The organism is Patulibacter sp. NPDC049589, assembly GCF_040675535.1.
GTDB lineage: Bacteria > Actinomycetota > Thermoleophilia > Solirubrobacterales > Solirubrobacteraceae > Patulibacter.
This window is the reverse complement of sequence record NZ_JBFAPC010000005.1, coordinates 66,144-80,716: the sequence shown is the minus strand read 5'-3', so window position 1 is coordinate 80,716 and position 14,573 is coordinate 66,144. Positions and strand designations below refer to the sequence as shown.

Below are 14,573 nucleotides of genomic sequence, written 5' to 3'. Positions count from 1 at the left end.
GCCGCGCCCCACGTCGGCGCCTCCCGCCCGCCGCCCGGCGCCGGTGCCGAACCGCTCCGGGCCGACGGGCGGCAGCGCGGCCGCGGAGTTCGGTCCATGAGCGGCGCGCGGACCGCCGGGCGGGCGCGGGGCACGTCGCCGCAGGTCGGTGCCGCCCGGCGGGGCGTTTCTGCATCACTCCCCCACGCGAGCCGCGTCGCCGCAGGTTCGTGCCGCCCAGCGGGGCATATCTGCGTCACCCCGCCAGCCGCCCCGTGCCGCCGCACGTTCGCGCCACCCAGCGGACGTCTCTGCGTCATCCCCCTCGCCGCCGGGACCTCTGGGTCCGCGACCCGAGGCGACACGGCGGATCGACACGCCCCGCACCCACCGATCGACTTCGGATCCCGGGCGGTCGGCACCCCGACGCGCCCGGCAGGCCAACCCGTCCCCGCCCCATCCATCGACTTCGGTACCCGGACGGTCCGCAACACGATGCGCGCCGCGACGACTCCCGCCCGGCCGGCGGCCCCATCGACTTCCGTACCCGGACGGCCCGCAACTCGACGCGCCCCGTGACCGTGCGCGGCCGGCCGGCGGCCCCATCGACTTCCGTACCTGGACCGCACACAACTCGACGCGCCCCGGCGGGCCAACCCGGCCCCGCCCCCACCCGTCGACGTCGGTACCTGGGCGGTCCGCAACTCGATGCGGCTCGCGACCGTGCCCGACCGGCCCCGCCCCCACCCATCGACTCCAGAACCCGGACGGTCCAGCACCCGACCCGCCCCGCGACAGCGCCCGCCCGAGCGGGCGCGCCCCACCCCCTCAGACCTCGTCGTGCGCCGGTGCGCCCGCCGCCTTGCCGCGGATGTCGGCCAGCTGGTCGTCGATCCAGTCGCCCGGGCTGCGCAGCAGGATGATCTCGCGCAGGCCGTCGGCGCGGCGCTTGCGCTCGGCGCCGCTCATGGTGAGGGCCCGGTAGATCATGTTGGCCAGATCCTGGACGTCGAACGGGTTGACCGTCAGGGCGAACTCGCCGAGCTCCTCGTGGGCGCCGGTGTTCTCGGAGAGGATCGAGACCCCGTCGCGCTCGTTGACGATCGGGCCCTCCTTCGCCACGAGGTTCATGCCGTCGAACATCGCGTTGACGATGTGGACGTCGTAGTGGCGGTAGGAGGCCATCGCCTCCTCGAGGTCGTCGCGGAGCTTCAGCTGGATCGGCATCCAGTCCGGCGTGCCGTGGCGGTGGTTGACGACGGCGACCAGGGCCTCGATGCGCTCGAGGTACTCCTGGTACTCCGCCACGTCGGTCCGGGACGGCATCAGCTGGGCGACGAACGTGACGCGCTCGCGGAACTCCGGGTGCTGCTCGAGGAACAGGTCGAAGCCCGAGAACCCGCGCAGGACGTTCTTCGACAGGTCCGCCCGGTCGACGCGCAGGATCATGTGGTCGCGCCGGCGGCGCAGCAGCTCGTCCTCGAACTGCCGCACCCGCACGCGGCGGGAGACCGCGCGGGTGGCGGCCGCGTCGATCGGCAGCGGGTAGGCCCGCACCCACACCTCGCGGTCGTCGATCTTCACGACGCCCTGCTTGTGGTCGACCTCGAGCTCCAGCAGGTCCTCGCAGCACTGGAGGAAGTTGCGGCGGTAGGAGCGGGTGTGGAAGCCGATGATGTCGTTGGCGAGGATCCCGCGGTAGATCTCGTCGCGCATCTTCGGCGGCAGCACGCGCCAGGAGTCCGACTGCGACCACGGGATGTGCACGAAGTGGTGCAGGAACGCGTCCGGGCGCTGCTTGCGGATCATGCCCGGCAGCAGGTAGAGGTGGTAGTCGTGGACCATCACGACGGGGTTCTCCACCCCGTCGATCTCCTCCACCACCGCGTGGGCCATGTCCTCGTTGACGAGCTTGTAGCCGTACTCGTACGCCTCGACCTCGTGGGTGCGGATGTCCGGGGCGTTGGACTGGTCCCACAGGTAGTGCTGGATGAACCACAGCATCGGGTTGCTGATGATCGAGTAGAAGCCCTCGTAGGCCTGCTCGTCGGAGACCACCAGCCGCACGTCGTAGTCACCGCCCACGGGCGACTGGACGGTGAACGCCTTGCCGCCGGCCTGCCGCGAGCGGTCCGCGTCGCCACGGCCCATCGCGCTCGCGATCCAGGTGACCGGCCGGTGGGACGCCAGCCCCGTCAGCGCGGTGACCAGACCGCCCGTGCCTCGGCTGATCGTCCCGTCGGTGTCGAACGTCACCGGCCCCCGGTTGGAGACCAGGACGAGCGGCTTCTGCGGGGGATCCGGCATCGAGCACCCAGGGTATCGGGGCGTCCGCGGGACGCCGTGGACGGAACGTGACCGTGCAGGTGCCCGGAGCCCGGCGATCCATGCACGGGGTGGACCGTCGCTCCCGCGCCGACGGCCGGCCCGCGGGCCGCCTGGTCCCCGGCGAGGCCCGCCCGTCCCCGGACGGCCCCCCGTTCAGCCCTTCGGCACGACCGTCGGCCGCCTGCCGAGCTTGACCTTCACGGCCTTCGGCTTGCCGCCGCGGAAGACCTTCAGCGTCACCGTCTGGCCGGGGCGGAAGCCCTGGACGACCTCGGACAGGTCCGTCGACGTCTTCACCGGCTGGTCGTCGATGGCCACGACGACGTCGCCGCCGGGACGGAACGCCGAGACCTGGAACTGCTGGGTCGGGCCGTTCGGGCCGCGCAGGCCCGCCTCGTCGCCCGGTCCGCCGGACGGGATGTCCTGGATCCACGCGCCGGTGTCGGTGCCGAGGTCGAACTTCTTCGCGAGCTGCGGGTAGACGCCGACGGTCGAGACGCCGAGGTACGGGTACGACGCCTTGCCGCCCTTCCGGATCTGGTCGATCGCGCGCTCGACGGTCTTCGCCGAGATCGCGAAGCCGACGCCGGTGCCGTCGCCGCTGGACGTCTCGATCTGCGAGTTGATGCCGATGACGCGGCCGCGCGCGTCGAGCAGCGGGCCGCCCGAGTTGCCGCGGTTGATCGCCGCGTCGGTCTGGATCGCGTCGACGGTGTCGAAGCCCGACGTCGACCGGATCGAGCGGTCCAGCGCCGAGATGATGCCCTCGGAGACCGACTGCTCCTCGCCGAACGGGGAGCCGATGGCGACGACGGGGTCGCCGACGTGCGCGTCCTCGGGGCCCGCGAAGCGCAGGCGCACGAGGTCGAGGTCCTTCGGGTCGATCTTCAGCAGCGCGACGTCGTTGAAGCGGTCGGTGCCGACGACCTTCGCGGGGACCTGGTTGCGGTCGGCGAAGCGGACGAAGACGCGCCCCGCGACCGGCGAGTTCGCCTTCTCCCCCAGCGACACGACGTGGGCGTTGGTGGCGATCTCGCCGTCGGCGGAGACCACGAAGCCGGAGCCCAGGCCGCCGCTGTCGGTGTTCGTGGCGCCGGCCGCGATGATCGTCACGACCCCGCCGCCGAGGCGCGTGTAGATCGTGCGCGGGTCGATCGCGAGGCCCTTCGCGCTGGAGCCGCCGTCCTTCGTCGGCAGGTCCTCGACCGTGGTGACCGAGCCGGATCCGCCGGCCTGCGTCGAGACCGCGGCGGTCTTCGAGTCGTCGTCGTCACCGCCGCAGGCGGCCAGCGCCAGTGGCGACGCCACCAGCAGGGCGATGGCGGCGAGACGGGCGGGGACGGGATTCATGCAGGGAGCTCCAGGGTGAACGTCGTCGTAGTTGTACCCGACCGCGTCGATTGCACGCCGAGGGTGCCGCGCATCCGGTGCGCCAGCTCCCGTGCGATCGCGAGCCCGAGGCCCGCGCCGGAGCCGTCGCCGGTGCCGTGGAACGGCTCGAAGAGGTGCGGGAGGTCCTCCGGCGCGATGCCGCCCCCGCGATCGGTGACGGTGATCCGCGCCGCACCGCCGCCGCGGGCCACCCGGACGACGACCTCCTCGGACGACCCGGAGTGCTTGAACGCGTTGTCCACGAGGATCCGCAGGACCTGCGCGACCCGCTCGGGATCGCACCACTGCTCGACGGGCTCGCCCGCCAGGCGGACGGTCAGGAGGCGGCCCTCGCGCTCCACCTGCGGGCGGAACTCCGCGGCGACCGCCAGGGCGAGGGCGTGCAGGTCGGTCCGCTCGGGGCGCAGGTCCAGGCCGCCGCTCTCCAGGCGCGAGAGGTCCAGCAGGTCGTACGAAAGCCGCGTCAGCCGCGCGACCTGCGTGGCGAGCTGCGCCAGGAACTCCTGCCGCTCCTCCTCGTCGAGCTCCTCGTCCTGCAGCAGCTCCACGAACCCGGACAGCGACTGCAGCGGGGTGCGCAGCTCGTGCGACGCCGTCGCGATGAAGCGCTTGCGGCTGGAGTCGAGCTCCTTCAGCTGGCGCTGCATGGTGTCCAAGGAGCGGGCGAGCGACCCGAGCTCGTCGGCGGCCTCGACGTCGAAGCGCGTCGCGAAGCGGCCGGCCGCGACCTCGCGCGAGCCGTGCTCCAGGCGCCGCAGCCGGGTCGACAGGCCGACCGCGAAGGCCGTCCCGGTCAGCACCGCGACGACGATCCCGAGCAGCCCGCCGAGCAGGACCCGCCGGCGGACGAGCGTGACCGTCGCGCGGACGTCCGCGAGGTCCTCGCTCGCCACGACCACGCCGCGCGAGCCGGCACCCGCCGCCGACCCGGCTCCGGGGACGACGGCCGCCACCCGCGCGCGCAGCCGGTCGCCGTCGTCGACGGTGCGGACGTCGCGGCCGTCCTCCAGGGCGCGCGCGGCCAGGGAGGACTCCGCCCCGCCGGGCGTGGGAGACATCTCCGACGCGCGGCGGACGACCGGGGGTCCGCCGCCGGCCCCGGGGCCGTAGAGCACGACGTCGGCGCCCGTCCGCGTGGCGACGGCGGCGACGAGCTCCCGGTCGGCCCGCGTTCGCGAGCCCCCGCCCGGGGACTCCGCGACCGCCGCCGCGGTGTCGCGCGCCAGCGACTGCAGCCGCTGCTGGGCCAGCGAGGATTCCAGGCTCGGCAGGACCTGCAGGGCGATCGCGACGACGGCCACCACGGTCACGGCGACGAACGCGAGCGTCAGGCGCAGGCGCAGGGACTGCCGCAGGCGGGAGCGCAGCCGCGGGACGGTGGCGCCCTTGATCCCCTCCCGACCGGACGGCGTCGCCGGGTCGTCGGGGCGGCCCCGTCGCGGGGGCGCGGACCCGGGCCCCTCCGTCGGCGTCGACACCGCCTACCCGTCGGCGTCGCGGAAGCGGTAGCCGAGACCGCGCACCGTGATGACGTACTCCGGCGCCTTCGGGTTCTGCTCGATCTTCTCCCGCAGGTGCAGGACGTGCACGTCGACGGTGCGGCGCTCGCGGTAGGCCGCGCCGCCCCAGGCCCGCTCGAGCAGCATGTCGCGGGTGAAGACGCGGCCCGGCGCGTAGGCCATCGTCGTCAGCAGCTCGAACTCGAGGTGCGTGAGCTCGACCTCCTCGCCGCGGACGGTGACGCGGCGGCGGTCCGGGTCGATGACCAGGTCGCCGACCTCGATCGGCGGGGCGTCGCCGGCGGTCGCGGCCGGCATCGCGGCACGGCGCAGCGCGGCCCGCACCCGGCTGCGCAGCTCGCGGACGGAGAACGGCTTGGTGACGTAGTCGTCGGCGCCGCTCTCGAGGCCGGCGACCCGGTCGCCCTCCTCGCCGCGGGCCGAGAGCATGATGATCGGCACCGTGGAGCGCTGGCGCAGCTGCCGGCAGACCTCGAAGCCGTCGACGCCCGGCAGCATGACGTCGAGCAGCACGAGGTCGGGTCGGCCGCGGTCGAACTGCTCGAGCGCCTCGCGGCCGTCCGCCGCGGTCATCACCTCGTGGCCGTCCCGGCGCAGCGGGAACGCCAGGAGCGTCCGGATCGATTCCTCGTCGTCGACGACGAGGATGCGGGCGGAGGTGGTCACGGTCGTCGCATCATGGCCCACCCGGGCGATCGCGCCGCCGCGGCGGGCCCCACGGCCCGTTCCGGGTGGCGCGTCGGGAGGGACCGGCGCAGCCACAGCGTAGTGCGCCGGTACGCTGGCGTCCTTGGCGACTCGGATCGGCATCGGCGCGCTGCTCCTCGCCGCGCTCGTCGCGGTGTTCTCGCTGCGGGCGCTGCCGCGTCCCCTCACGGCCGACCTGCCGGCGGAGGCCTACGACGGCGCGGCCGCCGCCCGGATGAACGACGCCCTGGCAGCGCGGTTCCCGAACCGCCGCGCGGGGTCGCCCGGGGACGCGGCGCTCGCGGACTTCGTGGCCGACGAGTTCCGGCGCGCCGTCCCCACGGCGGCGATCCGCAAGGACGAGTTCGACGCCGACACCCCCGACGGCACCCGCTCGCTGATCAACGTGTCGGCGACGCTCCCCGGGCTGCCGGGCCCCGAGATCCTCGTGGTCGCCCACCGCGACGCGCTGCGCCCGGGATCCGCCGCGGAGCTCACGGCCACCTCGGCGCTGCTCGCACTGGCCCGCGCGGTCGGGCAGAACCGCTTCCGCCACACCGTGCAGTTCGTGTCGACGACCGGCGCGTCCGGGGGCGGCCTGACCGGCGCGACGCGCCTGGCCCGGGCGGTCAAGGGCGGGGTCTCGGCCGCGATCGTGCTGGGCGACCTCTCCGGGGACCGCTCCCGGCCGCCGCAGGTGGCCTCGTGGGCCAACGGCACCGCCGCGGGGTCGCTCCGGCTCCAGCGGACGCTGGAGACCGCGCTGCGGCAGGAGAACCTGCGCCCGTCGGACTCCGAGGCCCTCTGGCGCCAGCTCGTCCGCCGCGGCCTGCCGGCGACGGTCGGCGAGCAGGGCGAGCTGAACCAGGCGAAGGTCCCGTCGGTGATCCTGACGTCGCAGGGCGCGGTGGGCTCGGCGTCCAGCGGCGTGGTCGACGGGTCGCGGTTCGCCGCGTACGGGCGCGCCGCGCTGCGCGGGCTGCTGGCGGCGGACGAGCCGTCCGCCCGGATCGGGCCGCCCCAGACCGGCCTGATCATCGCCGACCGCGAGCTGCCCGGGTGGGCGCTTCGCGTGCTCCTGCTGTGTCTGCTGCTGCCCCTCACCGGCGGCGTCCTGGTGCTGTCGATCTCGCTCGCGCGCGACGGGATCAACCTGCTCGCCGGGCTGGCGTGGACGCTCGGGTGCGCGGTCGGGCCGCTGATCGCCGGGCTGGTGGCGATCGGCGCCGGCCGCAGCGGGCTCGTCTGGCCCGCGGTGCCCGCCCCGTTCGCGGGGACCGCGCTGCACACCGGCGCCGGCGCCTGGGTCTTCGTCGTCGTGCTGCTGCTCGTCCTGGTCGGCTCGACGGTCGCGGCCCGGCCGTTCCTGACGCGCGAGATCGCCGGCCACCACCGGCCGACGCGCCCCGCGGTGGCGTTCGGCGTCTTCGCCGTCCTGCTCGCCACGATCGTCGCGCTGCTCGTCCTCGACCCGCTCGCGGCCTACCTGCTCGTGCCGGCGCTGGCGGCGTGGCCCGCGGCGATCTCCCCCGTGCCGGTCTCCGCCCCGCTGCACAAGCTCGGGCTGCTGCTCGTCGGGCTGCTGCTGCCCGCGGCCGCGGCGATCACCGTCGTATCCGACCTCCACGTCGGGATCACCCAGCTGCCGTGGTGGCTCGTCCTGCTCGTCGCGGGCGGCCACGTCACGCCGGTGGCGATGCTCTTCGTCAGCCTCGTGGTCGGCGCCGCGGTCGCGACCGCGCTGTCGCTGGTCCCGCCCGTCCGCAACCCGTTCACCGGGCGCCGGGGCACCCTCGCCGACGACGAGGAGCCCATCGACCCGGACCCCGAGGAGCCGTGGCACCCCGAGCACGACGGCCCGTGGGACGATGCGGAGCCCTGGGGCACCGAGCCCGAGCCCGCCCCGGAGGAGCCCGCCGACCCGATCGACGACCACCGCCGGCGGCGGGAGCGCCGGCGCGAGGGCCGGCGGCCCCGGCGCCCGGTCGACCGGCCTCCCGGCTCCCGCACGCGGCGGGCCTGAGACGCGACCGCAGGGACCACGCGGGCCCGGCGTCCGGCCGTGCGTGGTCGGGGGGGGGTCGGTCGATCCCCGGCCCACAGGTGTCCAGGATCGACCGCGCGGGGCCCGGCCGACCACCCACCACCAGAGGGGTCGGTCGATCCCCGGCCCACAGGTGTCCAAGATTGGTCGCGCGGGGCCCGGCCGACCACCCACCACCAGAGGGGTCGGTCGATCCCCGGCCACCAGGTGTCCAGGATCGACCGCGGGACCCGAAGCCGGCGTCGCGGCCGGCCGGGCCCCGCCGCCCGGCCCGGTACGGCGGCGCGACCGACGGGCGCCCGTCCTACGACCGGTGCTCGAAGCCACCCAGCGCGACCGGCGCGCCACCGCGCAGCAGGCACGCGCCCGGGGGCTCGGGGCCCGCGTCCCGCACGGTGCCGACCCAGGTGACCCCGTCCAGCGTCTCCGCGATCCCGGGCGGCGCCGTCACCAGCAGCTCGAAGTCCTCTCCGGCCGTCGCCGCCAGCTCGGCCGGGTCGCGGCCCAGCGCGACGGCGACCGCGTCGACGCCCTCCTGGCGCGGCAGGCGGTCGAGGTCGATCTCCAGCCGCACGCCGGACGCGACGCCGACGTGGGCGGCGTCGGTCGCGATCCCGTCGGAGAGGTCGATCCCCGTCCGGACCCCGGCGGCCAGGAGCGCGGCGCCGGCCTCCAGTCGGGGCTCGGGCACGAGGTAGCGGTGCAGCAGCGCGTCGGCAACGCCGGACCCGACCGCCGCCGACGGCACGCGGTCGAGGATCAGCGCCAGGCCGGCCCCGCTGCCGCCGAGCGTCCCGGTGACGCCGACGAGGTCCCCGGCCCGGGCGTGGTCGCGGCGCAGCAGCGCGTCGGGGCCGGTCGCCCAGCCGACGACGGTCACGGTGATCACCAGCGCGGGTCCGGAGGTGACGTCGCCGCCGGCGACCGTCGTGCCCGTGCGGCGGGCCAGCTCCTCGAGCGCGGCGACCGCCTGCAGGACGTCGTCGTCGCCCCAGTCGCCTGGCACGGTGATCGCGACGTAGGCCTCGCCCGCGGGCACGCCCATGGCGGCGAGGTCCGACAGCGCGGTGGCGAGCGCGCGGTGGCCGACGACCGCCGGGGTCACCAGCGGGTGGGCGGTCGACGGGAGGTGCACGCCGAGCACCGTCGTGTCGGTGCTCGTGACCGCCAGCGCGGCGGCGGGCCGGACGACCGCGGCGTCGTCGCCGGGGCCGATCAGCAGCCGGTCGTCGCGCGGCTGCAGGCCGGCGGTGAAGGTCCGGATCAGCGCGCGTTCGCCCACGCGGGGAGCATGACGCCCGGCGCGCGGAGGTGGATCCTCGCGGCCCGCGGGCCGGGGATCCGGGATGCCCGTCCTACCGGTGGCGGTAGACGATGCGCGCGCGGCTGAGGTCGTACGGCGAGACCTCGACGCGGACCCGGTCGCCCGGGAGGATGCGGATGCGGAACCGGCGCATCTTGCCGGCGACGTGGCCGAGGACCTCGTGGCCGTTGTCGAGCTGCACCTTGAACATGGCGTTCGGCAGGGCCTCGACGACCTCGCCCTCGAACTCTACTTTGTCTTCTTTGGCCATCCGACCTACGGTACCAAGGGTCGACCGTCGGACGCGGAGCCCCTACGCGGCGGATGCCCCGTGCCCACGCCGGATCCGCGCCCGCGCCCCGGGTCGGACGGACCGCCGGGGGCCGGGCCGATGCGGCGCCCGGTACCGCCGGGAGCGCGCGTCGCGACGCCCGGTGCGGACCGTCGCCGCGCCGCCGCGCCCGGGCCTACGGGGCGGCCGGGGAGACCGGCGACTCGTACGTGTCGGACGGGTACGGATCGGTGCTCGACCCGTCGCCGGCGCCCGTGCCGCCGGAGGTGCCGGACCCGTCGTCGTAGCCGCTCTGGCCGGACTCGTCGCCCTGGGTCGTCGTCAGCGCCTCGCCCTTGCGGCCCTTGGTGCCGGTGAACGGCACGAGCCCCTGGAAGTTGCCGCAGTAGTCGCCGTGCGCGCCCTGCATGTACTGCTTCCAGATCGGCGCCGAGACGCTGGCGCCCTGGATGTTGCCGCCGGCCTGCGTGGTCGACGTGATCTTCCTCGCGCCGTCGGGGAACCCGACCCAGACGGCCGTGGCCAGGCGCGGGGTGAACCCGGCGAGCCACACGTCCGTCGGGCCGTTCGTGGTCCCCGTCTTGCCGCCGGCCGGGCAGCCGAAGTTCGCCGACGCCGCGGTACCGCCCTTGATGTCGGCCTGCAGGATCCGGTTGACCTCGCTGGCGACGTCCTGGGGCACGGCGCGGACCCGGCGGACCGGCTGCGGCCGCCGGACGGTGCCGTCCTCGTCGACGACCTTCGTGATCGCGCGGGGGGTCACGCGCATGCCGCCGTTGGCGATGGTCGCGTAGACGCGGGCGATCTCCATCGGGCTGACGCTCGCGGATCCCAGGGCCTCGGACGGGTAGCTCTTGAGCGGCGAGGTGATACCCATCGCCCTCGCCGTCTTCGTCACGTTCTTCGGCCCGACGTCGAGGTCTAGCTGCTGGAAGACGGTATTGACGGACTTCAACGTCGCCGTCTTCAGGTCCATCGACCCGCCCTTGGAACCCTCGCCGCCGAAGTTCCTGATCGTGCAGAGCGTGGCGCCGTCAGTACAGAACGGCGGCGGGATCGTGAACGTCGAGGGAGCCGGGTAGCTGGTGCTCGGGCTGATGCCCTGCTCCAGCGCAGTCGTCAGCACGATCGTCTTGTAGGTCGAGCCCGGCTGGCGGCGGCCCTGCGTCGCCAGGTCGTACTGGTTGCTGCCGAACTGGGTCGAGCCGGCAGACGCCTCGATGTCGCCGGTGGCAGGGTCGAGCGTCACGATGGCGGCGGACGGGTCGCCCGCCTTCGCGTCGAGCTTGGCGGCCATCGCCGCGCGGGCGAGGTCCTGCTTCTTCAGGTCGAGCGTCGTGTAGACCTTCAGCCCGCCCTTGCGGACCTTCGTCTTGCCGTACTTCGCGACCAGGATCCGCTGGACGTAGTTGAGGAAGAACTTCTCGCGGCGCGTCGTGTAGTACTTGCCGCCCTTCTTGACGCCCAGCGGCTTCTCCTGCGCCGCGTAGGCCTCGGACGGGCTGATGTAGCCCTGCTCCGCCATCCGCCGGAGGACGTCGTTGCGGCGGGTCAGCGCCCCCTCGGGGTTGGTGTACGGGTCGTAGTCGGTCGGGGCCTGCGGCAGGCCGGCGATCGTCGCGGCCTGCGCCAGCGTGAGTTTCTGCGCCGTCGTGTTGAAGAACACGCGTGCGGCGGCCTCGACGCCCTTGATCGCCTGGCCGCCGACCGTGCCGTACGGGGCCGTGTTGAGGTAGGTCGTCAGGACCCACACCTTGCCCTCGCGCCCGGGATGGCGGTCCTCGAGCTGCTGGGCCAGCTTCGCCTCGCGGATCTTGCGCTTGAGGCTGCTGGTGGTGTCGCCGGTCCAGAGGTTGCGGATCAGCTGCATCTCGAGCGTGGAGGCGCCCTCGGTGTTGCCGCCCGTGGAGAGGTTGCGGGTCGCGGCGCGGAAGATGCCCTCCACGTCGACGCCGGAGTGCTCGTAGAAGCGCCGGTCCTCGACCGCGACCGTCGCGTTGCGGACGAAGTCGCCCATCTGGCTCGTGCGGATCTTCTCGCGGATCGTCGGGCCCTGGAGGTACCCGAGCTTCGTGCCGTCCTTGGCGTAGACGACCGACGGCGCGCCGGGATCGACCTGGTCCATCTCGTCGAGGTCGACGCCGTCCGCCACGCTGACGACGTAGCCGACGCCGCCGATGGCGCTCATGCCGAGAGCGACGAGGGCGACGGCGAACAGCACGAGGACGACTCGAGCCGCACCGCCCTTGGAGCGTCGCTGGCGGCGCTTGCGGGCTGCGTGGGACATACCTATGGCCACGATACCCGGCCGAGGTCGGTTCTCCTGCCGGTTGCACCCCTGGGTGCACGGCGTGCGGCCGTTTCCGTAACCATGCTTCCGGATGGGGCGCCACACGCAGCTCGAACGCCCCGCGGCGCTCGAGGACCTCCCGGCGTCCCCCGCCGGTCCGATCACCGCCCCCGCGACGGTCGCCGGGGCCGCGTCCCGCGACGCGCCGCTCAGCTGGGCGGAGACCGCGCGCGTCGTGCTCCCCGCGTTCGTCCTCACGCGGGTCGCGGTGCTCGTCGCGGGCATCGCCGGCGCCGCGCTCTGGGGCATCCACACCGACGAGGTCTACGACCCGGCCGGCCTGACCACCGGCCTGGGCGCGCTGACCGACCGGCTCGTCGCCCCGTTCGCACGCTGGGACGCCGTGTGGTTCCTGGACATCGCCAACCACGGCTATCCGACGAGCTACCTGCCGCGGACCGCGTTCTTCCCCCTGTACCCGGGCCTGCTGCGCGCCGGGAGCGTCGTCGGGTCGCCGCTGCTGGCCGGGCTCCTGATCTCCACGGTCTGCGCGTACGGGGGCGCGATGCTGCTGCACCGGATGACGGAGCTCGAGCTCGGCCGCCGCGCCGCCCGCGCGTCGGTCTGGGTCCTGCTCGTCTTCCCGGGGTCCCTGTGGCTGACCGCGGTCTACTCCGAGGGCCTCTTCCTGCTGATCTCCGTCGGCTGCCTCTACGCCGCGCGGGAGCGGCAGTGGATGGTCGTCGCCGTCCTCGGCGCGCTGGCCGCCACGACGCGCAGCGCCGGGATCGTGCTCGTGGTGCCGATCCTCGTGATCGCCTGGCAGCAGCAGACCGGGCGCTCGGGGCCGAGCCCGCGGGCGCTGGGGGTCGCCGCGCTGGCCGGCGTCGTCCTGCTGTCGCTCGCCGCCCAGCTGCCCTGGGTGGTCCTCCTCGTCCCCGCGCTCGCCGCCGCCGCGTACGTGCTGCAGCGCGGGCCCCGGACCGCGGACGCCGACGCCCTGGAGCGCCCGCGCCTGCTGGACCCCGACCGGCTGCGCGCGCTGTCGGGCCCCGCCGCCGCGGCGGCGATGGTCGCCGTCGGCCTCCTGACCTTCCTGGTCGGGCTGCGCCTGGCCGGGCACACCTGGACGGTGTCGTTCGACCAGCAGCAGGAGTGGGGGCGCCGCAACGTCGGGCCGATCGACGGCGTGGTGCGCTCGGGGCGCTCCGCGGTCGACGGCCTCGAGCAGCTCTTCGGGCCGAAGGTCTCCCCGGCGATCATCACCCCGAACGCGGAGTGGATGAACCCGCTGCTCCTGGTCTTCCTCGTCCTCGGGCTCGCCGCGCTCGTCGGCGTCGCCCGGCGGCTGCCCCCGGCCTACGCGGCCTACGCCGGCTGCGCGCTGCTGCTGCCGCTGAGCGCCCCCGTCGTGTCCACCGGCGGCGAGCCGCTGATGTCGCTGCCGCGCTTCCTGGGCGTGCTCTTCCCCCTGGCGATGTGGGCCGGCTGGTGGCTGACCCGCGGGCGCTGGCAGCGCACCCGCATGGTCGTCCTCGGCGTCGTGGGGATCGGGCTCCTGATGCTCGTGACCGAGCTGACGACGCGCTGGGTGTTCGTGGCGTAGGCGCTCGCCGCGGGCCGGGGGTGCGGGGCGAGCGTGCAGGCGACCGCGTCCGGCGGGTCCGGCGTGCCGGCCCGGGGTGGACGCGCCCCACCGAGGGCCGGCCGGACCGGCGGGCCGGGTTGCGGGGCGGAACCCGGGCCCGCACGGTGCGTCGGTACGGAGACGCGTCCGGGTAGCCTGAGCCCGGTGACCACGCCCGTGTCGACGACGACGTCGTCCCCGCCCGCGCCGGATCGCGGCGCGGCCGGCCCGACGCCACGCATGTCGTGGGGCGCCCCGGCGGCGTTCCTCGCGTTCATCGCCACGTTCGGCGCGGCGATCTTCACGTCGATCCCGACGCTCGCCATCGGCGACGACACGAACACCGCCAAGGCGACCGGCTCGGTGATCGGGTCGATCCTGCAGAACGCCGCGTTCGTCGGCGTGCCGCTCCTGATCGTCGGCATGCTCGTCGGCGGGCTGCGCCGCCGGGACGTCGGGCTGCTGATGCCGCCGCGCGCTTGGCGGATCCCCCTGTTCGTCGTCGCCGCACTGGTCCTGTACCTGCTGATCTCCGCCGGCCTGGGTGCGCTCCTGAACGCCGACGGCCAGGAGGACTCGCTGCCGGAGGACCTCGGCGCGAAGGGCTCGCTGGTCGCGGGCATCGCGGTCGGGCTCGCGGTGACCGTCTGCGCGCCGATCGGCGAGGAGTTCCTGATGCGCGGGATCCTCTACCCCGGCCTGCGGGACAGCATCGCGCGCTTCGCCCCGGCCTGGGTCGCCGTGGCCCTCGGCGCGCTGATCGACGGCATCCTCTTCGGCGCGCTCCACATCGGCGGGTCCAAGGCGATCTTCCTGCCGATCCTCGCGACGTTCGGGATCATCCTCTGCCTGCTGTACCAGGTGACGGGCTCGCTCTACGCGAACATCCTCCTGCACTGCACGAACAACACGATCGCGATCGCGGTGGCGCTCGACTGGAGCGTCCTCGGCGGACTCGCGCTCTGGGCGGGCGCCGTCTCGATCCTCGGCCTGATCGCCCTGATCGCCAAGCGGGTCGAGGACCGGCTGCCGCCGCCCCGGGCGCGGCCGGGGCTGGGTCTGGGCGTCCCGCCCCCCGCCTGACGGGTCGGCCGGCCGGTCCGGGGCCCCG

General features: G+C 74.7%; 10 protein-coding genes. 3 read left to right on the top strand and 7 right to left on the bottom strand.

The genetic code is table 11. The features are described 5' to 3' along the window. Window positions 1-807: 807 nt before the first annotated feature. The 4 genes from AB0L40_RS01975 to AB0L40_RS01960 form a co-directional block, all read right to left on the bottom strand. Window positions 808-2,286: a trehalose-6-phosphate synthase gene (locus AB0L40_RS01975; RefSeq protein WP_364348355.1), complete on the bottom strand. Its 1,479-nt coding sequence runs from the start codon at window positions 2,284-2,286 to the stop codon at window positions 808-810. Window positions 2,287-2,460: 174 nt separating this feature from the next. Next, the gene (locus AB0L40_RS01970; protein WP_364348352.1) at window positions 2,461-3,657 is read right to left on the bottom strand and encodes a trypsin-like peptidase domain-containing protein; all 1,197 of its coding nucleotides are present in this window, start codon (window positions 3,655-3,657) and stop codon (window positions 2,461-2,463) included. Further along, window positions 3,654-5,177 (bottom strand): HAMP domain-containing sensor histidine kinase, encoded by a 1,524-nt coding sequence (locus tag AB0L40_RS01965; RefSeq protein ID WP_364348349.1) that lies wholly within the window; start codon window positions 5,175-5,177, stop codon window positions 3,654-3,656. The genes AB0L40_RS01970 and AB0L40_RS01965 overlap by 4 nt, the downstream gene beginning before the upstream one ends. 3 nt (window positions 5,178-5,180) lie before the next feature. After that, complete coding sequence (locus tag AB0L40_RS01960; RefSeq protein WP_364348346.1) at window positions 5,181-5,885, bottom strand: response regulator transcription factor; 705 nt, start codon at window positions 5,883-5,885, stop codon at window positions 5,181-5,183. A 124-nt stretch (window positions 5,886-6,009) separates the two neighbouring features. Between AB0L40_RS01960 and AB0L40_RS01955 the strand changes: the two genes are divergently transcribed. Beyond that, window positions 6,010-7,929 (top strand): hypothetical protein, encoded by a 1,920-nt coding sequence (locus AB0L40_RS01955; RefSeq protein WP_364348343.1) that lies wholly within the window; start codon window positions 6,010-6,012, stop codon window positions 7,927-7,929. A gap of 325 nt (window positions 7,930-8,254) precedes the next feature. Here AB0L40_RS01955 and thiL read toward each other — a convergent pair whose 3' ends face one another. From thiL to AB0L40_RS01940, 3 genes are all read right to left on the bottom strand, one after another. Next, a complete protein-coding gene (thiL, locus tag AB0L40_RS01950) occupies window positions 8,255-9,232 on the bottom strand; it encodes a thiamine-phosphate kinase (RefSeq protein ID WP_364348340.1) in 978 nt (325 codons plus the stop codon). A gap of 73 nt (window positions 9,233-9,305) precedes the next feature. Continuing rightward, entirely contained in the window at window positions 9,306-9,524 is a 219-nt protein-coding gene (gene infA / locus AB0L40_RS01945) for a translation initiation factor IF-1 (RefSeq protein ID WP_007577037.1), read from the bottom strand. A gap of 196 nt (window positions 9,525-9,720) precedes the next feature. Next, on the bottom strand, window positions 9,721-11,832 hold the full coding sequence (locus AB0L40_RS01940; protein WP_364348337.1) for a transglycosylase domain-containing protein: 2,112 nt from the start codon (window positions 11,830-11,832) through the stop codon (window positions 9,721-9,723). A 94-nt stretch (window positions 11,833-11,926) separates the two neighbouring features. Between AB0L40_RS01940 and AB0L40_RS01935 the strand changes: the two genes are divergently transcribed. Both AB0L40_RS01935 and AB0L40_RS01930 read left to right on the top strand, forming a co-directional pair. Then, the gene (locus tag AB0L40_RS01935; protein WP_364348334.1) at window positions 11,927-13,441 is read left to right on the top strand and encodes a mannosyltransferase family protein; all 1,515 of its coding nucleotides are present in this window, start codon (window positions 11,927-11,929) and stop codon (window positions 13,439-13,441) included. A gap of 186 nt (window positions 13,442-13,627) precedes the next feature. Then, window positions 13,628-14,545 (top strand): type II CAAX endopeptidase family protein, encoded by a 918-nt coding sequence (locus tag AB0L40_RS01930; protein ID WP_364348331.1) that lies wholly within the window; start codon window positions 13,628-13,630, stop codon window positions 14,543-14,545. Window positions 14,546-14,573: the final 28 nt, after the last annotated feature.